The sequence below is a fragment of the Bacteroides sp. HF-4919 genome (assembly GCF_018860125.1).
Map to the genome: position 1 here is coordinate 151,009 of NZ_JAHKNF010000007.1, position 22,531 is coordinate 173,539.

At 35.2% G+C, this 22,531-nt stretch carries 20 protein-coding genes and 1 pseudogene; 3 read left to right on the plus strand and 18 right to left on the minus strand.

The window, feature by feature from the left end; genetic code table 11:
• Positions 1–32: 32 nt before the first annotated feature.
• Positions 33–602, minus strand: coding sequence for an adenylate kinase (locus tag KO473_RS13540; RefSeq protein WP_005809902.1), 570 nt, complete (start codon positions 600–602; stop codon positions 33–35).
• Positions 603–661: 59 nt separating this feature from the next.
• Complete coding sequence (gene hpt / locus KO473_RS13545) at positions 662–1,198, minus strand: hypoxanthine phosphoribosyltransferase (protein ID WP_005809904.1); 537 nt, start codon at positions 1,196–1,198, stop codon at positions 662–664.
• Positions 1,199–1,445: 247 nt separating this feature from the next.
• On the opposite strand from hpt, the pseudogene KO473_RS13550 reads away from it, so the two are divergent.
• The 3 genes and pseudogenes from KO473_RS13550 to KO473_RS13560 all read left to right on the plus strand — a co-directional run bounded on the left by KO473_RS13550 (position 1,446) and on the right by KO473_RS13560 (position 5,713).
• Positions 1,446–3,510, plus strand: a pseudogene (locus KO473_RS13550) (TonB-dependent receptor plug domain-containing protein).
• A 21-nt stretch (positions 3,511–3,531) separates the two neighbouring features.
• The gene (locus tag KO473_RS13555; RefSeq protein WP_022011805.1) at positions 3,532–4,185 is read left to right on the plus strand and encodes an HmuY family protein; all 654 of its coding nucleotides are present in this window, start codon (positions 3,532–3,534) and stop codon (positions 4,183–4,185) included.
• Between the two features lie 13 nt (positions 4,186–4,198).
• On the plus strand, positions 4,199–5,713 hold the full coding sequence (locus KO473_RS13560; protein ID WP_122130463.1) for a PepSY-associated TM helix domain-containing protein: 1,515 nt from the start codon (positions 4,199–4,201) through the stop codon (positions 5,711–5,713).
• A 126-nt stretch (positions 5,714–5,839) separates the two neighbouring features.
• On the opposite strand, the gene KO473_RS13565 is transcribed toward KO473_RS13560, so the two are convergent.
• The 16 genes from KO473_RS13565 to pseB form a co-directional block, all read right to left on the minus strand.
• Positions 5,840–6,796 (minus strand): glycosyltransferase family 4 protein, encoded by a 957-nt coding sequence (locus KO473_RS13565; RefSeq protein ID WP_122130464.1) that lies wholly within the window; start codon positions 6,794–6,796, stop codon positions 5,840–5,842.
• A 3-nt stretch (positions 6,797–6,799) separates the two neighbouring features.
• On the minus strand, positions 6,800–7,819 hold the full coding sequence (locus KO473_RS13570) for an NAD-dependent epimerase/dehydratase family protein (RefSeq protein ID WP_005818722.1): 1,020 nt from the start codon (positions 7,817–7,819) through the stop codon (positions 6,800–6,802).
• 3 nt (positions 7,820–7,822) lie between these two features.
• A complete protein-coding gene (locus tag KO473_RS13575; RefSeq protein ID WP_005818720.1) occupies positions 7,823–8,587 on the minus strand; it encodes a glycosyltransferase family A protein in 765 nt (254 codons plus the stop codon).
• Between the two features lie 5 nt (positions 8,588–8,592).
• Positions 8,593–9,681 (minus strand): EpsG family protein, encoded by a 1,089-nt coding sequence (locus tag KO473_RS13580; protein ID WP_157195907.1) that lies wholly within the window; start codon positions 9,679–9,681, stop codon positions 8,593–8,595.
• An 11-nt stretch (positions 9,682–9,692) separates the two neighbouring features.
• The gene (locus KO473_RS13585; RefSeq protein WP_234058942.1) at positions 9,693–10,730 is read right to left on the minus strand and encodes a hypothetical protein; all 1,038 of its coding nucleotides are present in this window, start codon (positions 10,728–10,730) and stop codon (positions 9,693–9,695) included.
• Positions 10,727–11,902 carry a glycosyltransferase family 4 protein gene (locus KO473_RS13590; protein WP_005818714.1) on the minus strand — a complete coding sequence of 392 codons (1,176 nt, stop codon included), beginning with the start codon at positions 11,900–11,902 and terminating at the stop codon, positions 10,727–10,729. Before KO473_RS13590 ends, KO473_RS13585 begins: the two co-directional genes overlap by 4 nt.
• Positions 11,899–12,696, minus strand: a complete 798-nt coding sequence (locus KO473_RS13595) for a phosphorylcholine transferase LicD (RefSeq protein WP_005818712.1) — start codon at positions 12,694–12,696, stop codon at positions 11,899–11,901. Before KO473_RS13595 ends, KO473_RS13590 begins: the two co-directional genes overlap by 4 nt.
• A gap of 252 nt (positions 12,697–12,948) precedes the next feature.
• A complete protein-coding gene (locus KO473_RS13600) occupies positions 12,949–14,205 on the minus strand; it encodes an oligosaccharide flippase family protein (RefSeq protein WP_005818710.1) in 1,257 nt (418 codons plus the stop codon).
• On the minus strand, positions 14,189–15,445 hold the full coding sequence (locus KO473_RS13605) for an NAD(P)/FAD-dependent oxidoreductase (protein ID WP_005818708.1): 1,257 nt from the start codon (positions 15,443–15,445) through the stop codon (positions 14,189–14,191). The genes KO473_RS13600 and KO473_RS13605 overlap by 17 nt, the downstream gene beginning before the upstream one ends.
• Before the next feature lie 4 nt (positions 15,446–15,449).
• The gene (gene pseI, locus KO473_RS13610; protein WP_005818707.1) at positions 15,450–16,460 is read right to left on the minus strand and encodes a pseudaminic acid synthase; all 1,011 of its coding nucleotides are present in this window, start codon (positions 16,458–16,460) and stop codon (positions 15,450–15,452) included.
• A gap of 5 nt (positions 16,461–16,465) precedes the next feature.
• The gene (locus KO473_RS13615) at positions 16,466–17,599 is read right to left on the minus strand and encodes an ATP-grasp domain-containing protein (protein ID WP_005818705.1); all 1,134 of its coding nucleotides are present in this window, start codon (positions 17,597–17,599) and stop codon (positions 16,466–16,468) included.
• Positions 17,600–17,601: 2 nt separating this feature from the next.
• The gene (locus KO473_RS13620) at positions 17,602–18,540 is read right to left on the minus strand and encodes a hypothetical protein (protein ID WP_005818704.1); all 939 of its coding nucleotides are present in this window, start codon (positions 18,538–18,540) and stop codon (positions 17,602–17,604) included.
• The gene (locus KO473_RS13625; protein WP_005818702.1) at positions 18,534–19,526 is read right to left on the minus strand and encodes a PseG/SpsG family protein; all 993 of its coding nucleotides are present in this window, start codon (positions 19,524–19,526) and stop codon (positions 18,534–18,536) included. The genes KO473_RS13620 and KO473_RS13625 overlap by 7 nt, the downstream gene beginning before the upstream one ends.
• Positions 19,498–20,208 (minus strand): pseudaminic acid cytidylyltransferase, encoded by a 711-nt coding sequence (gene pseF / locus KO473_RS13630; protein WP_005818701.1) that lies wholly within the window; start codon positions 20,206–20,208, stop codon positions 19,498–19,500. Before pseF ends, KO473_RS13625 begins: the two co-directional genes overlap by 29 nt.
• Positions 20,205–21,368, minus strand: coding sequence for a UDP-4-amino-4,6-dideoxy-N-acetyl-beta-L-altrosamine transaminase (gene pseC, locus KO473_RS13635; protein ID WP_005818699.1), 1,164 nt, complete (start codon positions 21,366–21,368; stop codon positions 20,205–20,207). The genes pseF and pseC overlap by 4 nt, the downstream gene beginning before the upstream one ends.
• A complete protein-coding gene (pseB, locus tag KO473_RS13640) occupies positions 21,365–22,387 on the minus strand; it encodes a UDP-N-acetylglucosamine 4,6-dehydratase (inverting) (protein ID WP_216035129.1) in 1,023 nt (340 codons plus the stop codon). Before pseB ends, pseC begins: the two co-directional genes overlap by 4 nt.
• Between the last annotated feature and the right edge of the window lie 144 nt (positions 22,388–22,531).

Genomic DNA, 22,531 nt, shown 5'->3' on the forward strand with positions numbered 1-22,531 from the left:
TTTTCTTAATGAGCACATCGGCACATATATAATTATAATGTATCTACCGCTTTACAAATATCTTCAAAGATACCTTCCATGGTGCCAAGACCATTGATATGCTGGTATTTGCCTTCGCCCTTATAATACTCTTTCAACGGTGAAGTCTGTGTATTATATACAACCAGACGCTTTTTGATAGTCTCTTCATTATCATCAGCCCGACCTGATTCCTGACCACGCTTAATCAGACGAGTCATCAACTCTTCTTCCGGAACATCCAGATCCAGCATCACAGAGATATCCTGTCCACGCTCTTTCAACATCACTTTCAACGCCTCAGCTTGCGGAATAGTTCTTGGGAAACCATCAAAAATAACCCCTTTACTATCCTTAAAGCTATCGAATACGCTTGCCAGAATGTCTACCATCAATTCATCCGGAATCAACTGTCCCTGATCAATGTAGCCTTTAGCTGTTTTACCCAGCTCTGTGCCGTTTTTAATTTCTGCACGCAATACATCTCCTGTTGAAATGTGGTTAATTCCGTATTTCTCTACAATACGTTCGCTTTGTGTTCCCTTTCCTGAACCGGGAGCACCGAAAATTACAATGTTCAGCATCTTGTTAATTTATAATTCTACATTTTACCATTACTGGTATACCTATTATTTATTTTATGTTAGTCTATAACTGTATAAATATCCGGATAATTACGCCCGAAACCGTCGTAATCGAGTCCGTATCCTACAATGAAATCATTGGGAATATTCATTGCGACATATTCAATATTCAGATCCACCTTAAGCTTATCCGGCTTTACCAGCAACGAAGCAATGTGGATTTCCTGTGGCCCGCGCGTTCCCAGTGTTTCCAGCAAACGCTGCATAGTCAGTCCCGTATCTACAATATCTTCTACGATAACAACAGTACGTCCCGCTATATCTTCATTGATACCGATCACTTCTTTAATAGTACCGGTAGACGATACTCCCTGATAAGAGGCTAACTTTACAAATGAAATTTCGCAGGGAATCGTTATATGTTTCAGCAAATCGGCAGTAAACATGAACGAACCATTCAACACACTGAGGAACAAAGGGTTCTTACCTGCCAGGTCACGATTAATTTCATTCGCCACGCGAATCACTTCTTTTTGAATCTCTTGTTCCTTGATAGAAACAGTGAATAGTTTATCTTTTATCTGAATGGTATTCATAACCGGTTATTTTAAAAAAGTTGGTTGCAAAAATACGATTTTTATTCCACTCCTTACACCATCTCCTGCAAATTCTTTAAGAGAAGCGGCAGAATCCCTCCGATATGCGAGGTGAGAAAAGCCATCCGGAAGCTGAACTGATTATTTCGATGGAATTAGTATTAATCTGCATCCGTCTTTTACCTATTTTTAGGTATTTCACACTCTTTAAGTACCCTATATCTTTGCTGATCCAAAAACAAAGATTATGATAAGAACAAAATTTGCATTACTACTGACTTTTATAGGTGCACTCCCTTTAGCAGCACAGAATGTACGGCAAGAAAAGGACACAGTTTCTTATATGAATGATGATCCTTTCAACCTTGAACAAATTGTGGTTACAGCCACCCGAACTGAAAAAAAAAATAAAAAATACACCGGTTATCACTCAGGTAATCACCGCAAAACAAATAGAAGAAAGGGGAACCGGTAACATCCAGGATCTCTTGACCCAGGAAGTACCCGGACTCAATTTTCAGGAAGTCGGTTATGGAACCAGTATCGACATACAGGGCTTGGGCTCCAAACATATCCTTTTCCTGATAGACGGTGAACGCATAGCAGGAGAAAACGGTGGCAACATTGACTATTCACGAATCAATCTTTATAACATCGACCATATCGAAATAGTCAAAGGGGCCTCTTCTGCCCTTTACGGCTCACAAGCTATGGGTGGAGTCATCAATATCATTACCCGTAAAGCCCAAAAGAAGTTTGAAGCCTCCGCAGGGATACGTTATGCGGGAAAAAACCAGCAAAATTATAAAGATACCCCCAAGGACCATTCACAATACAAGTACCGGACCCATTTAGATAAACCCAATCTGAACACCAATTTATCCCTTGGATTAAACTTAGGAAAATTCACGATGAACACCGATATACTTTATAAAAGTTTCGACGGATATCAATTATATGACAAAAAGCCGTTGGTAAAATTCTTCCCGGCCTATAACACCACAATTACCGAAGAACTCAACACAACTCCCACCAGCATATCGGGATACGAAGACGTGCAAGTAACCCATAAAATGGATTATCGTTTCAGTAAACGACTGAAGGTCCAGTTAAAGGGAAGCTATTATATGCTAAACAAGTATGATTTTCAAGCAGATAACATTTTCGAAAAATCAGAAGACTATACTTATGGGGGCACAATAGACTATACGATTTCCGATAAATCGGCTCTGGTTGCTTCTATTCATACCGACCATTACAATCGTTATGATAAATACGAATTGAAAAGCGGGCGCCGCCTTGAATATAAAAACAATATTATTCAGCCACGCGTCGTTTACACTACCACTGCATTGGACAAACAGACCATCACGGGCGGTTTGGAATTTTACAGAGAGTCATTGTTCAGTGATAAATTCGAAACCGGTGTAAAAGAGAACAAAAGCCAATGGTATGCTACCGCTTTCCTCCAGGACGATTGGAGTATCAACAAGCAATTCTCCGTTGTGGCGGGACTGCGATGTGACTATCATGAAAAATATGGTGCCAACGTCACTCCCAAAGCTTCTGTCATGTATAAAGTATTCCCATTCACAGTCCGCTTCAATTATGCACGCGGATACCGTTCACCCAGCATTAAAGAACTCTATATGAATTGGGATCACCTGGGGATGTTCTGGATATATGGCAACAGTAAACTGAAACCTGAAACCAACAATTATATATCACTTTCAGGAGAGTACGTGAATAGTTGGATCAATATCAATACCAACATCTACAGTAACTGGTTCCGAAACAAAATAGAAGGAATGTGGAGTAATGACCAAACCGAACTCCATTATACCAATGTGGGGAAAAGTCATCTGGCAGGAGTTGAAACCATGTGCAAGGTACAGATAAACAGACACATCAATGTACACGGAGCTTACAATTACCTCTACACAAGCAAAGACGCTGACGGAGTCCGGTTAAGTTCTTCCAGTCCACATTCCGGCAACATCCGTGCCGAATACAATACACGTATCCCCCGTTATGCCACAGTTGTCAATCTGTCCGGCAATATCATGGGAAAAAAGAGATTCGACGTATTGGACGAACTCGAAATAGAGGGAAAGAAAGTAGAAGCTTACTATCAGGCTAAGGTGAACCCCTATTGTCTTTGGGATCTGACGGTGTCACAATACATCATGCAGAACCTGAGAATCACGGCAGGAATAACCAACCTGTTCGATTATACCTCAGACCGGGTAACCTTCAATACCTCTACCTCACCGGGAAGAAATTATTTTATCGCATGTAATTATACACTATAAATAAATTAAACTAAAACAAGTATGAACAACAAAAGCAAATTCAGATTCGCCATTCTATTATTTGGCGTACTATCAGCATTTATCAGCACCTCCTGCTCAGGTGACAATAACGGTTCTCTGCCCGACGATCCCTCACAGGGGGGAGGTGCTTTACCGGTAAAACAGGTAAGCCTGAGCCGGAAAACAGCATATGGGAACGACTGGATTTATTATTCACTTGAAAAAGGAAAAGAAGTAAACGTCAGTGAAGAAACCCATGCCGAAAATACAGATTGGGATATCGCATTCAACCGTTACAATGTGCGTACCAACAGCGGCGCGTCCGGTAAGGGAAAAGGCGGTGCTTTACTCACGAATATCAAAGATATGGCAGCCTGTACGACAGTTCCTCAAGGAACATTCACTGTCGATGCAGCCTATACCATTACCGCTCCCGGCACCGGATTTCCTCCTCCTACCATGGAGTCTACTGCCAACGAAGTACTTTGTAAAGCAATCACTTTTGCCGGCCCCCCTCCCACTTACACGCCAAGTGATTATGTATTTATCGTCCGCACAGCCAGTGGGAAATATGCAAAACTAAAAGCCAAAAGTTTTTATGATGACGAAGGCAATAGTGGCATTTATTCCTTTGAATACGCCATTCAGCCGAATGGCAGTACCAATTTAAACTAAGTAACAATCTCTAATGAAAAATTTCTGGAAGAAATACCATAAATGGGTAGGTTTGTTCTTTAGCTTCTTTATCCTGATGTTCTGTTTCTCAGGCATTGTACTCAATCACCGTACACTTTTTTCAAAAGTTGAAGTCAACAGAAACTGGATGCCGGAAAGCTATCACTACAGAAACTGGAATAATGGAATCATAAAAGGAACATTACGCCTTCCTGATGGGAAAATTCTGGCATATGGTAATGCAGGAGTCTGGCAAACAGACTCCTGTTTCATCACCTTTACCGATTTCAACCAAGGTCTGGTTCGGGGAATCGACAATCGCAAAATAAGTAATATCATCCGCCTTGCCAATAACGATATTTGGTGTGCCGGATTATACTCTGTCTATCTCCTGGACAAAAACAAATGGCAGGAGTATCCGATATCCGGAAACGAGGAACGAATCTCAGATATAACCCAACGCGGAGATACTCTGGTCGTGCTCACACGTTCTAATCTGTATACCAGTGTATCTCCTTACCATCAATTCAAAAAAATAGAATTAAAAGCCCCCGCGAGTTATTCACCGAAAACCTCCTTATTCCGTACCATCTGGCTCCTCCATAGCGGAGAGTTGTTCGGTACACCCGGCAAACTGGTAGTTGATTTTCTGGGAGTAGTATTAATCATTCTCAGTATAACGGGAATCATATATACTTTTCTTCCCTCATTCATTCGCCGAAGACACAGAAAAAGGCTCCCTGTCAAAACACAGGCAAAGGCCTTGAAAACTTCACTGAACTGGCACAATAAATTGGGTACATGGCTGATCGTACTGACCATATTGTTATCTGTTACGGGTATGTGTCTCCGACCGCCTCTAATGATACCTTTTGTTCTGGTGAACACGAACCCCATCCCCGGAACAACTCTTGATTCAGACAATCCGTGGCATGACAAACTCCGCAGTATCCGATGGGACGCATCAAAAAATGTCTGGTTATTGTCTTCGTCAACCGGTTTCTATCTTATAAACGACTTTACACTGCCACCGGTTAAATTAAAACGAACCCCACCGGTAAGTCCTATGGGAGTTAATGTGTTTTATCCGAAAAACCCGGACGAATGGTTAATCGGCTCTTTCAGCGGACTGTTTATCTGGAATCCATCTACAGGAAGTGTTCTCGATTATTATACAGGGCAACCCCCGGCAGCAACTTACGGGAGACCGCTCGGCGGCAGTCTCGTTAACGGATTCACCGACGATTTAATCACACGGGAGGTAATCTTCGAATACGACAACGGAGCACGCAATAAAGAGAATAATTTAGCATTGCCGGCAATGCCTGTTTTTATGCAACAGCACCCCATGTCATTATGGAATTTCTGCTTAGAACTCCATGTCGGTCGCTGCTATTCACCTCTCTTAGGTGTTTTCTCGGATCTATTCGTTTTTATCTCCGGACTTCTGCTAACGTTGATCCTCATTTCGGGATACATCGTGTATAAAAGACACCATAAACGAAGCAAAAAAATAAGGATGCATTAATTGCATCCTTATTAAAACAGTTTATAGAAACCGGAAAAGTAAGTTATAGAAGGGATTATCAGACATATCCTCCAACTATGAAAGGATTAATAACGACCATACCCCCAATTATCATAAACATAATAATTATCTTTTAGGTAAAAGATGCAAATGAAAATATTTGCTCATAAAAACAATATATATTCCACTCAGCAAGATGATACAACCCCATAAATACCAATAACCATAATCCCGGCAATATAAATACCCGATGATAATTACAAATTGCGCAATCATATACACCAACGATACTGCTACGTGCGGTATTCTCAATTCATTAGCCATTATCTGATATAAGTGTTTCCGGTGAGGCAAACCAATATTTTCGTGAAGCATCAATCGATGAACGATCGTCAACACACTATCTACTCCATATACAGCAAGCAATATAAGCCAGCCAAAATTCTCTGTTTTGATAATTAAACTTCCGATCAGGAACAGGATTACAAAAGCTATACTGACCGAACCAACATCACCGGCAAAACATCTCGCTTGTTTGCGGAAATTAAAAAAATTAAAGACCAATACTGCGCAAAGTATAGTATAAATAAAGTCCGTTTCAACAAATGGAACATATACCCTATTTATATAGGCCAATGCTATCAGAATGACCAATGAGTATCCGCCTGTTATGCCATTAATGCCATCCATAAAGTTGTAAGCATTAATAATCCCAATACAAATGATCAGGGCAACAAGGATTGTCCACCAAGGCAAGCTAAACAATCCCCATTGATAAAACATCAAAGCCATTGCCGTAAAATGAAAGACTAAACGCAATCCTTGCGAAGTAGAACGAATGTCATCTATAAAACTGATAAAAGTTATCAGACTCAAAGCCAGCATAAACCATGGATATTCAAAGTGGTTTGTGAGAAAATAGGCCAACACCCCAAAATAAAAGATGATCCCTCCCCCACGCAGTGTAATCCGGGTATGTGAACTACGTTCGTTAGGCTTATCGATAATGTTACACTTATCCGCAATACGGAAATAAAAAAGTTCTGCCAGGAATAGCAGAACTAAGATGATTAGATAGTACATAAGTTATTTAGTTTCTTCAAATGAACGAATGGTCTTCATCAACCCCTCTTTAGCTGTCACAGGCATTTTATCAATCCCGAGAGCAGCTTTGATCTTAGCGTTACTTACTACATAATTCTCCGTCAGTTTACGAAGTCTTTCCGTATTCAAAGGTAAATGCAGCAGAGTACCCAAGCCGGCACATCCTTCCATAAGCCCTTTGTTCATCTTCCAGATATGCGGCTTTTTTCCCATTGCTTCACACATGATGCTAATCAGTTCATTCGTTGACAGAGCTTCATCATCTCCCATATGGTAGATGCCCGTAGGTACATCCTGATTCAAAAGCCCCTCAATCACATAACAAAGGTTATCGATTGAAGTAAACGAACGGCGATTATCAAAATCGCCAAGAGGCCAAGGGATTCCCTTCTTCACTACGTTATATAATAAATTTAAATTTCCCTTGTTTCCAGGGCCATGAATCATACAGGGACGAAGGATATATACCTGTTTATTCATAGCCGTCCTCCCCTTATCTTTCCCCAACCGCAAAGACTGATCCTCATCAATAGAAGCAGTTGGAAACATAAAATGCCCTTTTATATACTCTTCCGCCTTAATCTTGCTCTCCCCATAAGGACCAACCGGGGTCGGAGTCACGTCTTCAGTAAGTACGTCTCCCACTACGCTATCGGCAGCAGCTTTCACCGAACTAAAGAAAATGAATTTCTTGGCAGAAGACTCCAAAAAGAAATCGAATATCTTTTGAGTCAAACCGGTATTGATATCAAAATAGGACTGAGCAGCCGATTGGTTTTTCGTATCATGGGCCTTTCCGGCAAGATGAATAATGGCATCGAATTGAGGAAGAGTTTGAAAAGGGAAAGATGTGGGTTCGAGATCTTGCCAAGAAAAAGTTTTCAACACACCTTTGAATATAGAGCAACTAGTACTAAGGGCATATAAAATATGTTTATCTTTTAAAGCTATCGCGAAATTAGAGCCAATAAAACCATGAATTCCAGTAATTAATATGTTCATGTACTATCCTCTATATTTAAAAAAACTGATGAAAGCCCAGTTTATTAAGTAATAAATGCTTTTGAACAATCCTAATTTTTCAACTTTATAATAAACTAAAAAGTGTGGTTTTATCACTTTCTTTTTATCACCCGTTGTACTTGAATTCATAATTCTATATGAAGCAAGAACTTTTTGATTCCCATATGCATATCCGCCTTTACGTAATATAGACAACCAAAAAACATAATCATCTCGCATACTACCCATTTTCTCATCAAAGAAAACGTCACCTGTTTGTTCTTTATCAAATAAAGCGGTTAAGCAAGAAATACAACAGGACCTTAGTAATTTATTATAATTTACTTGAGTCGGTACAATAAAAGGTTTTAATATCTCTTGCCCAACATCATTAATCCTTTTATATGAAGCATAAACTATTTTTGCTTGTTTTGCTTTAATAAATACGATTTGCTCCTCCAAAAAATTAGATTCCCACAAATCATCAGAATCCAAAAAACAAATATATCTTCCTTTTGCATTTTTCAGTCCATTATTTCTAGCAACTGAAGACCCTCCATTTGCCTGTCTAAATAACTTAATACGTCCATCTTTCTCAGAATATGTTTGGACTAACTCGGCTCCATTGTCTTTTGAACCATCATCAACAATTATCATTTCCCAATTCGAATATGTTTGGGCCAAAACAGAGTCTATTGTATAACTAACATATTTTGCTCCATTATACATAGGAGTAATAATTGAAATTAAATCCATCTCTTTTCTCATTACATTTATATTATTTTTACTATACGATATGGAATATATTGAAAATGTCCTGTTGAAGGTTCTATTGATGATAAGTTTTTAGTAAGTAACAAAAAACAATATAATAAGAACAAAAAATAAAATATCAATTTATTTAGTTTATCCTTAGGTAAAGTGTGAATAATCATTGGGATAATAAATGCAATACTTATATATAGTAAACTAGTAAACCGCTCTACAAAAACACCATATTGATTAAACAATAGAGCAAAGCATATAGCCCAAAACAAAGAATTCCTTAATAAAAGAGCATAAGTATAATTCTCTATTTTTTTCCAATAATATAGTAACATGAAAAATAAAATAGTGTATACCATCAATCCCAAAGTAATTCCTGCAGCGGAAGAATTTTCTGTTGCATAATACTCCTCAGTATAAAAAAACAACTTATTTCCTATAATATTATTTACAGGTATCACAGCTTGCAAAAATCGAAATATTGGAATATAAAAACCGATAAAATAAGAAATAATAATACCCAAAATACATTTTTGAGGTTTTATATTATAATTAAGAAGCCAATAAAAAGGGATGAAGAAAAAACCTATAACATGAAACAACCCTCCCAAAAACACATAAATAAAAAACAACTTAAAATTACGTGAAGGAATATAAGTAAAGCCCAACCAAGTACACATAGCCATTATACCATGCCTTATTGTATTAAATTCAAATCTCAATAAAAAAAATGAATAAAAGATCAACAATACAACTAAAGTATACTGAGGTAAAATACGTTTAGATACAAAATAGAGTGACAATGTAGTTATAAATGAAGTAAAAAAAAATAAAACTACAACATCCCCACCAAATGTCTTAACCGTAGAATTCAAATACCAAAAGCCCCAATCGACTAATGGCATAGTAGAAAATAAACTATCCCATTGGGGAGTAATTTCAAAAATACCTACATATGATTCAAAATCAGTTCCAACTCCATCACGTATAGCAGTTATTGTTGCAAAGAAAATAATCCACAAAAAGAAAAGGATTGATTGTATTCTATTATATATTTTCCCTAAGAGTACGGATAAAAATAGAAATAAAAAAATCATATAATAGAAAGTCATTTGCTATATCTCAAAAGATTTCTCAATTCTTCAGGAGTACGAATATATGATTCTCCCCAATATTCTTCAACGATCTCTCTTTGCTTCTCTGTTATATCTATTTCATATTGATTGAAAGCCTCACATATTTCCTTCAATTCCCATTCATATGTAAGGTTATTATCTTGATTACTAGCATCACTTAAATGCTTTTGTGTCTTCTGATCTTTAGCATCATAAAATACTCTTTGTTGAAAGATATAATGTGGTTTATTTAAATGTATACAATACCCCACATGAGTACCTAAATTATTAGACATTGTATAATCAGCTAATTCTATAAAACTCCTTTGACGAGATAAGAAATTCAGATCAAAACGATGACCCGAAGTAACTATTTTATAGCCCAAAGCCTCATATGAAGCCACCAAATCAGGTTTCAAAACATCAGTCCAATATAAAGATATCAAAACAGTGTCAAAATCCTTTCTAACTCGTTCTATTTCCTCAATAAATTCATCATTATTGAAAGTCGCAGTAACACCAATAATTCCATGTGACGGAAATACAAGAAGGGTTCGTCCTAATTTGGCTTTCAAATCAGATTTCTCCTGATAAGATAGTAATGATTGTGCATAATGGATATATGGTCCAACAGCTATAATATTCTTATTTATTCCACCATACTCTAAATGTTTAATTCTACGATTACCAAAAGTTATCATCGACTTAACCGGATACAATCTATCATCTTCGCGAACTAAGTTTCCAAAAAATACACCATGCTCAATTGAAGCATCTAATGATTTATTTACATCTAATCCTGCATAACTTTTTAACCAATATGCTATTCCATAAAGATTATTATCAATTACTAATTCACTAGGACTATAAGGGATACTTACAACAAGTTTGTCATAGTCAAATAATGACAACATTTTCCTTTCTCTTATTATTCGATTGAAACGTTTTCTATGAATAAAATTAAAGCATCCATTTATTATTTTCAACAACCATTTACAGCGAATAACCGCATGTCTAAGGGAATGATTCATACATTCAATAATTTCTTATATTTTTCAATCATACTTTCTATTGTAAAGCAAGTCTCATAATGCCTTCTTGCCTCCTTTCCCATCTCTTTGAGAGAGTATTTACTATTATTAATACTTTGTAATGTGTCATATATACTCTCAACACTTGGATACATTAAAATTCCTTCTTTTCCATTTTCAAACATCAGATCTATTGCTCCCACATTGGTTGCCATTATCGGTAGACTATACTGCATAGCTTCTATAATAGAGATAGGCATTCCTTCATCACGACTACATAATATAAAGAAATCTGCATCAGCTAATACCTGGGCAATATACTCTTGTGAAAGTGCACCTAAAAAAGAGATATTATCTAAGTTTTTTGATGACTCTATAATGCTATTATCTTGAATATTGCCTATACAATAAATATGAATTCTATTTGAATCAATATTCAGCTTTTCACAAGCACTAACTAACAAGTCAAAACCCTTACGAATTCCAATAGTTCCTACAGATACTCCAATTAGTTTGCCATCCTCTTTTCTCTGCCTAAATTTATAGGGTAACTCCGCTCCATTACTAACTACAAAGTATTTTGATTTTAGATTTAAAATAGAATATTTCCTAGTAGCAACTTTTAAAGCATTCTCAGAAAGTAATACAATATTATCAAGATGCCTTAGTAGTAAATTTTCCTTGTGTTCTATTATTTTTTTTATATACTTACATTTGAGTTTAGGGAAATTAACAAAAAGCATTTTCGTCAAGTCACCATCGTTATGAAAAATCAATGTTTTATTGTTTACACATGAATATTTTTGAAGAAAAAAATAACAAACAAAAGGGTCATTAAAAATCCATTGATCATTTTCTCCAACGTCCTTTATTTGTGACACAACTCTTTGGGCATGACGTAAAATAAATAAATAAAATACAACGAGTGTCAGTATTATGCTATACCTACTATATGACAAAATTAAACGACGTAAAAAGATGCTATGACGCATTTTCCCATTATTACTAACATTATTATCATGAAAAACCTGAGTTAAGTTCTGGCAATAAAATCTCGTAACACATCTTTCACTATTGAACTTATTCCTGTTTTCAATAAACGTTCGAAAAAATGTAGCAGCACCATTTGGAGCATCTGCATAGCCTAAGTAAACAAAATTTAATATTTTCATTTCTTATTACAAATAAAATCAGCATCAATTATATGACCACATCTCTCACTTTCAGGTGGCAATCTCCTATAATCTCCAAATGCATCACGCAGAAATGCATCACAATCAGCAGGAGCATTAAATTCTATATCTTCAAATTTGATTCGCTGGAGAGGAAAAATATATTGAGGATTCCTTTTCATAATATAACCACTACCTAACTGATCATAATAGTATTTAGGTTTAAACAGTTTCGACACCAAACGTAAAATAGAATAATATCCATGCGCAACATGATAACAACAATCATCAAAAGCTCTTTTTATTCCCCATTTGTCATTTTTATGTCCACACAAACGAATATAGCATCGAGCAATATTAGCCAATTTTATAATTATAGGAGTCGTTTTCTCCAAGGCAAAAATGTCTATAAATAAACCTCTATATTCATAATTTACATCAATATTATTCTGTTCACATATGTGAGATTTTAAATCTCTAATTTTCGTATGAGTAAAAAGATAACCAGGATCAGAATGATGGTCTTGATAGATTAAACCATACTTAGGAAGCTCTTTTTGCAAAATTGGTATAAGACGCAATAAATCTTCACGCAATAATTCAACATCAATATCATCATCCCATGGTATAAAGCCACCATGTCTAACTGCCCCTAGTAAAGTTCCAGACGAAAGCCAATAAGGTATCTTATACTCTTGGCATATCTTATCGAATACTTTCAAAATCTCTAACATATGGAGTTGAATCTCACGTAATACACTTCCATCCTCATTATATTTAGACAAATTTCCCATTTTTTATAAATTTATTGCTTAAAAACATCCATATCACTATCAACTAAAAATTATAAATTTATCAAATATGTCTTATAAACAATATTATTTTATTTGCAACAACAAAAGGCCAAAGAAAAGCAAACAAAACATACAATTCAAACTTTAATAAAACCTCTATTCAGTAAAATCAAAAATAGTTTTCTCTTATATATTTTATTCTCACTACAAATAGAAATAATAAAGCAGCATAGTTAAATAATATTGAATAAATTATTTAAAAACAATAATTCTATATTTTACACAATACCAAAGTCTATATATTACAATATAACTTTCGATAATTACCAAGCAAGCAGAAAACATATATAAATTAAAAATATTTCCCAAGTACAAAATTAAATACGCAGCAATAAGCAACAAAGTAGAATAAATCACACTAGTATTAAAAGGTTTAAAGTATCCAAATGCAACTAATACTGGAGAACCCAAATATAGTGACATACTACACATTAATACATATCCTGAAAGAATATATGTAACATAAACAGCTTCTATTATTTCTTTACCAGATAAAATTTTCACAAAAAAATCAGCAAACAATACAGTTATTAACATCAAAACGACCCCTAAAGCAATCGAAACATACAACATCTTTTTCACAAAAGAAGTATTTTGTTTTTTAGCATTATATGGAAATAATGCAGTATTTATTGTTTGTAGAGGAATACAAGCTGCACCACAAATTTTATATGCTAAATCATAAACGGCAACCTGCTCCATACCTAAAAAAAATCCCGAAGCCACTTTTGCCAAAGTTTGATTCATTAAACTAGCCAACCTTGAGGAGAAAAAAGGTAAACTTTCTTTAAAATATAATTTAGCTGTATCCAATGGAGGAATATAAAAACTAAGAGAATGTTTTATAAAAATTAAATAATAAATCATTCCCCCTCCTACAACTCCTCCAACTCCTTGCAATAAATTAACATAAATATAATCTTCTGGAGAACGGATTACTATAAATGTCAATGCAGTAAATACTGAAACAACAGTAAAACGTATCAACGTAATATATTTCATTTGTTCTATTCCTTGAAAATACCAATACGGCAACATTATGTCATTAAAAACAATAGACAATGACAATATATACAAAAGTTTATGAGATGCAAAAAAGGATGAAGTGAATACTATAATAACAAAAATCAAAGCCACCGATAGAAAAAGCAGGAACTTTAAATAGGTAATGGTCAATACTATCTCACTAAGCTTCTTTTTATCCTCTCTGTAAACTGCGATGTCTTTTGTCGCTTTAATCTCAAGTCCGAAACTTATCAATATACTCAGATAAGCAATTATAGATTGAGCAAAAACAACAAGCCCATAAATGTCCACTCCTAATACTCTGAAAAGATATGGAACAGTCAATAATGGAAATACAACTTTTAAAACTTCTAATACAGATAAATAAGAAAAGTTGCTAATAAGCCCCTTATAAGGTTTTATCCACTCAACACTTTTCGCCATTCAAATATCTAGTTAATTCTTGAGCTTCAATTATATTATCTTCTATTGAACAATAAGTCCAACTACCATAACGTCCAATAGAGAACACATTATTTAATGCTAACCGCTTCTTTAACTCATTCACGGTATCTATGCTTCTACGATTGATATGTACATAAGCAGGATCCATTAGCACAGAATTGTAACTTACTAATTTTTGGTCAGTAACAATTCCTTTCTTTTTTAAATCAAATAAGACTCTTTCTAAATAAGCTTCAATATTAATATTTACAGTATCTTTTGCAAATCCTATTTCTACATATAAAGACATTTTATCTGTTCCCATAATATTATCATAAAATCCGACTCTATAGAAAATAATATCAGAATCAGGAATATATATCCAACTATTTTTAGTTTCACTTCCTTTCTTATCAAATCCCAAGTTAAAAACTAAGACTTTATTCCACGTAAATATATTAGAATCATACTTAATATTACATTTTTGCAATAAATCAGGAAAAGGAATCGTTGAAATTAAGTTATCATAATTAAGCATGCGTCTATTTGTTTTCACTTCCTTCTTGCATACATCAATACTAAGAACCTCCTCTGACAGAAAAACTTTTTCTTCATTTAAATTCTTAAATAATGAATTAATATACTCAATAGCCCCTCCTTTTGGATAAACAAAAAAAGAATTATATGAATTATTATGACAACTGTTTTTAAAATTCAATATAATTTCCTCTTTACTAGCTTTTGGGAAAAATCTTCCCATAGCTCCACTATCTAATAAATCTAAATCACATGCATACAATTTTTGATTATAAGGAATTAAAAATTTATCAGCAATACTCTTACCTAAGTTAGCATAAACCATATCCTTAAATGATTTAACATCTTCTGTTAACTTTTTCACAGAAAAAAGATCATACAAGCAATCTATAAATTCTTTTTTCTCTAATTGATGTATGTTTTTTTGAAAAGGAAAATCAACATATTGATCCTTATACAATATTTGTGTCCTTTTCTCAACCATATTTAATTCTTCTGGAGAGATATTACGAGTTACTATAGATTTAATATCAGAATTTCTAAAATGGAAAAAATGTCCAGAGTAATCCCAAACATACCCATCTTTTTTAATAGTTCTACAGTATCCTCCTATCTCTTTCTCTTTTTCAAGAATAATATACTCGCTTTTGGTAAAATTGGCATAACTAATACCTGAAACTCCTGCACCTATTATAATATCCATAACTTTAATTAATGAGATTTAGTTGAAATTTCGCACCTTTTTTAACTTCACATCCTATTTTTTTTCCTAATATTTCTTTTAGATACTTCGGATGTAATCCATATCCGGGTCTTACAGAACGAACATTCTCTTCTGTTATAATATCACCCACTTTCATGTCTTCAGCAACATATAATGAACGACAAAATTCCCTCCCAGATTTCATTTTGTCTGTCAATTCATAAGAAACCACACCAATTGACTGCTCAGCTATACGAATATCTTCCACCATTCGGCCAAAATGCTTTTCATCCATGGAGAAAGATGCGTCAGGACCACCTATAGAAGCATCTATTATAAAGTGCTTTTCAAGCATAACTGCACCATACGAAACTGCAACGATTGGTGATAGGCTTCCAATCGTATGATCAGACAGTCCCGCCTTCACTCCAAAACGCTCTGATAAATCTTTGATCATACATAAATTGGCTTCTTTTATAGGGGCCGGATACGATGAAGTACATTTCAATAAAGTGATATCATTATTACCTACAGCACGACAAGTTTCCACGGCCAGTTGGATGTCCTCCTGCATAGCAATCCCTGTAGAAATAACAATAGGTTTCATTGTTCGGGCAGCATATTCTATCAGAGGTATATCTGTTATTTCAAAAGATGCTATCTTATAAATAGGATTATTCAAACCTTCGAGAAAATCAACAGCTGTTTTATCAAACGGAGAAGAAAAACAAACCAGTCCCTCCTCTTGGGCAACATGAAAAAGTTCTTCATGCCATTCCCAAGGAGTATAAGCTTGTTTATAAAGATCATACAGATAGCCACCGTCCCAGATAGTTCCTTGTTTTATCTTAAAATCTTCACTCTTACAATCTAACGTAATAGTATCTGCTGTATAAGTCTGTAGTTTAATGGCATCAGCTCCAGCACGTTTTGCAGCTTTAATAGTCTCTATTGCAACTTGCTTATTTCCATTATGATTGGCTGACATCTCAGCCACTATGAAACATTTACTCATATTTTCTATTTTATTTTATCTAAAATCGACTCTAATTCCGCCAAAGTATCCGTACTAAAAATAATGTAACCTAAACGGTCCAGAGAACTCTTTATTAACGTTTTTGAATAAGGACGGATATCATATCGACTGATATGGGTATCATGTGATTCTATAAATTCCACGCAACGAGTATAATTCTGTGGATTCAAAAACTGCACACAGGAATAGCGAGACCTCTTTTTAGTGACATCAATCGTTTCACCCAACGATATTTTAACTAAATTCCCAAGCATATCTACACCGGTCGAAAGAGGAACTAAATCCGATGTTATATAGTCTCCCCCCAAACGGCATGCAATCTCTATGATGAAAGCTCCTCCGGAATTCAACTTTACTTCTGTATGTGACGGGCAATTATCTAAACCTATAATATTTATAGCCTTTATAACCTCTGCGGCAATAATTCCATATTCATCAGCAGTTATACGGGCTGGTTCAATGTGTGTATCTTCTACAAAAAAGCCTTCATCCTCACCTATTATTAGCTTTTCCGTAACAGCTATAATGGAAGTTCTTCCTTTTTGAGTAAATGTTTCCACACTAAATTCACGCCCATCAATAAAATCCTCAATCAGAACCTGTCCTTTTCTTGAATAGCTCAAAGCTAAATCAAAAGCATCTTTCAATTGTGCCAAACTGTCTACACGCTGAACCCCACGACTAGCTGATGAATCGACAGGTTTTACCACATAAGGAAATTCTTGATATAAGGACAAATCTGTTTGTTGATCGCATAAATAAAAAGCAGGAGTATGAACACCACTTCTCAAAAAGAGTTCTCGCTGCAAGTATTTATTCGTACAAATTTTAGCTACATCTTCAGGCATCGCTGATAGATGTAGTTTTTTAGATATTGATGCAACGACATTTACAGGATAATCTGAGGTTGTTAAGACTCCATCAAGATTATTATTTTCAGCATATTTCATGAGTTTATCAGTATCCAAAGTACTAATAGCCAGCTGTTCATCGGAAAATTCAAAACCAGGAGCACACGAATCCATATCTGCCACAATACAATACAAACCCAATTCCTTAGCTTTTAAAATAATTGGCACTTGAATGTTTCCAGCACCTAATATCAAAATTTTTTTCATAGTTATATTAAAGAGTTTATGATACGGCAAGATTTAAAAACAAACTCGGTATCAACCCGAAGATCATTAAATAAATTCAAAATACACATAGATTTTACTTCTGCTATAGGAGAATGGATACCACTGAACATATAAGAAACAGATGGGAAATTTGTCCCAGCAAATAAACCATTATCAAATAATGCTTTTAGAACTAATGCCCGATTAGGAATACAAACAAGAAATCTCCAATCACAATATTTTAAACCATATTTTATATCATTGGGCAATTCAGCATCATAAATGGCATTAAGTCGTCGCTTATGTAAATCAACAATCTCTTTTTTTTCTAAAACTATTTTCCTATACTCTTCAATAGTCCAGTTACTCCCTGAAATATCCAGCCAATCGGAGTCATGATAATAATATCGTTTATTATCTGACAAATATTGTTTATAGCAATCCATTTGGGTCTGATAGTCAGAATTATCATAGGCTAAAAACTCTCTTTTATAGGAAAAGGAGTCATTCATAATGCCAAATCCCCCATACAACAGTTCTACATATTTTGCATATCCTGTACTATAAAGAGTCAAATCAATATTGTTTTGATTCTCACTAGGAAACTCCGGTGGACATAAACATCTATCATCAATAACAACAATAGATGAATCGAATTCTTTTATCTGACAATAAAATTTTGAGGTATCATATTGATGCCCATAAGCATGTACGAACAATACACCCTTTACACCTCCTAAACAAATAGCCTTTAGTGCCAAATGTTGGTCCATCGCATGTGTATCGTCAATATCTATAAAATCAAAACTTAAACCGGCCTTCAGAAAAGTGGTCGGAACTATCGGACAAACATTAGCGGGCAACAAAAATTTACCCGATCTTATATTACTTCGCAAAAAGTTATATAGAATAACAGTAGCTCGATTCTCTAAAATCAACATAATCCCAAATTTTCCTTTATTACTTGAACAATAGAAATCATTCCTTCTCCAACAGATAGAGACAAAGAAGTATCCGATATAAACTTACGGCGTTCAAAAGAAAAAAGTTTTCTTAATTCTTGAATTAAGTGCTCAAACAAATAGGGATCATCCCATTGAAAAGCATTGCTCAATGTTCCTTTTTTTAAAAAGCCGGAAACATCTTCCGACTGGTTATCTACTACCTGAATTGCTATTGTAGGAAGCCCCACTGAAGCCAATTCATACAAAGTTTGTCCGCCAGCAGAAATTGCCACATCCGATTCCAGCATTAACGTTTTCATATGCTCAGCATCTAAAGAATAAAAGAAACGAATATTTCTGTTATTTAATAAAGACAAATCAACATGTGTTCTTGAACCAATGACAATATTGTATTGTAAAGTAGAATATGAATTTAATAATGAGGAAACTATAGGAATGGTTAAACCACGCACATCAGTTCCGCCCATTATTATAAAAACAGATGTAACTGAAGGTTTTACCGTATAAAAAGATTTTAAATTAAAAGCATTCCGCAAAACAGAATATTGCAACCCCAACAAATACAAGTTACTGGAATTCCATTTATGCCGGTGGCTATTTTCAACATTAGGAGTCCAATCAATGATAATAGAATCACGGTAATATCGACGACGATAATCATCGATTACAATTAATTTATAAACATGATTCTGTAGAAAATCAACCATTGACTGATCCGCCTGAATAGAATCCATAAATACCACTTCATCTTTAATGTAATTTTTTAAAAGTGCTATATCTTCTAGCCAGGGAATATATTCGACATTTCTGTTAGAAAGAAGTGAAGTTACAGAAGTATCTCCATGAATTATAAAACGAACATCAAAACCCTCGTTTAAAAACGCATCATAAAAAGCCAGACAACGGCAAATATGCCCTATTCCCCAATCAATGCTACCTTCTGTTAAAATTGTTATCAACATGATATAACATTTGATATTTTATTTCTGCCATCCGCCAATCCTCATATGTATCAATATCTTGAACTTCCAGATCTGATAATTCTATCATACCACTATTATCACAAAATATTTCTTTCACTTCCATAAATTTAGAAACAGTCATCCAATAAAATAGTCCAGAATCATGATACATCGGTTCTAAATCTTGTGAACGAGAATGAATATACTGAGGTTCACGCATCACAATTTTTCCGTCAATTTGTCTCAAAGCACGTTGAATAGGATATGTAAAACGCAAAACAGGAAATAACGAGTCATATTGCCCATCTAAAAATTTAATATGACTATTAATCAAAGACATTGATCTCAAAAATGGAGCCGTAGACAAAATGCAGCAGAATGAATCAAAAGATTTATTTTGACAATAATATTCATTTAACACTTCTTCTATAACATCTTCCATTGTCGCATGGTCATCAGAATTTTTTTTTGACCGCATAAATGGAACATTAGCCCCATATTGTTTTGCCATTTCAGCTATCTCTTCATCATCTGTTGAAACCATTACCTCATCGAATATGCCTGACTGTAATGCCGCCTCAATGGAATAAGCAATAATGGGCTTACCCATAAAGGGCTTAATATTTTTCCGAGGAATACGTTTACTACCTCCCCTTGCAGGAATTATTGCCAAATTTTTCATTTTCTCACAAATTCTATCACTTTATGAATCACGTATTCCTGTTCTTCATCTGTCAAAGTTGGATACATAGGCAAACTTAAACAATGATCATAATATTCTTCAACAACAGGCAAACTTCCCTTTTTATTTCCGAATTGCTGATAATAAGGCATCAAATGCAAAGGAGCATAATGGACCTGTGCATAGATATTATTATCATGCAAATAGTTATATAATCCCAAACGATCTGCCACTTGGATAATATAAAGGTGATAAGCGTGGAAAATGTCACGATCCACACGAGGTGTACAAATACCTTCTAGCTGGGAAAAAGCCTCAGTATAGCGTTGAGCTATCTCCTGACGACGTGCCAGACCTGAATCAGCACGCTTCAGTTGAGAAATGCCTAAAGCGGCCTGAAAATCAGTGAGCCGATAATTATAACCTAATTCTTGCATCTCATAATACCAACCACCATGATGCTCTTGAAGTAAATCAGGATTTTTTGTAATGCCATGCGTACGGTAAAGACACAGTCGGTCATATAACTCTTTGTTATTAGTAGTCACCATCCCCCCCTCACCCGTAGCAATATGTTTTACAGGATGGAATGAGAAAACTGAAACATCGGCAAAAGAACCATTCCCACAATACTGTTTCTGCCCATTACCATCTACAAAATATCCACCCGGAGCGTGACAAGCATCCTCTATGATCCAGAGCCCATACTCATCTGCTAACCTGCGAAAAGCCTCCATCTGCAAAGGATACCCGGCGAAATCGACCGGAACAATTCCCTTATAAGTCCCTTTGGGAGACAATTGAAGTAAAGATTCAAGTTTGTGAATATCCATTAGATAAGTATCCTTATCAATATCACAGAAAACAACCTCACCACCACAGTAACGAATACAATTAGCACTCGCCGCAAAAGTCATGGGAGTAACAATTACTTTATCACCGGGACGGACATCCAATGCAGTAGCCGATAAATGGAGACCTGAAGTAGCATTATTTACGGCCACAGCATATTTGGCACCTACATATTCTGCGAAAGCTGCCTCAAACTCCTTAATCTTAGGCCCTTGAGTCAAATAATCTGATTTCAAGGTTTCAATAACAGCCTGTATATCCCCGTCTGTTATACACTGGCGACCATAAGGAATAGGTTTACTGATCATTTGACTTCAAAATTTGGATCCACATATTTCTTTATATTTTCACGCATGCTCTCCACCGTTTCCCATTCCTCGTTTTTATCTGAACTGTAATGGAAATCACCGGGAACAGCAATGGCATGATGATGGAGGATATAATCCTCTTTACTATAATTAAACGACACTGAGGGAAGTATCGCATAATAACGGCCTAAGTCAATAGTATTCAAGGCGTCCGTTGCCGTAATCATTTCTTCATGGAGTTTTTCACCCGGACGAATACCAACTTCAACCAAAGGAAGGTTGGGAGCAATAGCCTTGGCTACATCCACAATGTGGTAGGAGGGGATTTTAGGGATGAATATTTCACCGCCTAAATGATGTCCGATAGCAAACATCACCAAATCCACACCGGCTTGAAGAGAAATATTAAAGCGGGTCATTTTCATATCGGTTATAGGTAATTCTGTTGTTCCATTATCCCTCTTGCTTATAAAAAAGGGAATAACAGAACCACGTGAACCCATTACATTACCATAACGAACGACTGAAAACTTAATATCTTTTGCACCTTTTATATTATTCGCAGAAACAAACAACTTATCAGATGTAAGTTTAGTAGCACCGTACAGATTAATAGGAGCGCAAGCTTTATCCGTAGAAAGAGCTACAACATGCTTAACGCCTATTTGCAATGCTGCATTTATTACATTCTGAGCGCCATGAACATTCGTTTTAATACATTCTTCCGGATTATATTCCGCTGTATCAACTTGCTTGATCGCAGCCGCATGAATAATCACGTCAATACCTTCACAAGCACGCTTCAAGCGTTCACCATCACGAACATCACCTATAAAAAAGCGGAGTTGGGGATATTTAGATTCCGGATATTTTTGTTTAAGTTCAAATTGCTTCAATTCATCACGAGAATAGATAACAATTCGTTTAACATTCGGATAATCCCGAAGGATTGTTTCCACAAACTTCTTACCGAAAGAACCTGTTCCACCGGTAATTAAGACTGATTTACTATTAAGCATATATTACATTTATATATATTTTTAATCACCTATATTCTTAAATACATTTTTATACGACTATAGCTTAAAAATTATTATTTTTAAATACCTGACATATATCAGCAAAATAACATTATATTAAAAAGCATATAAGTTTTGTAACTA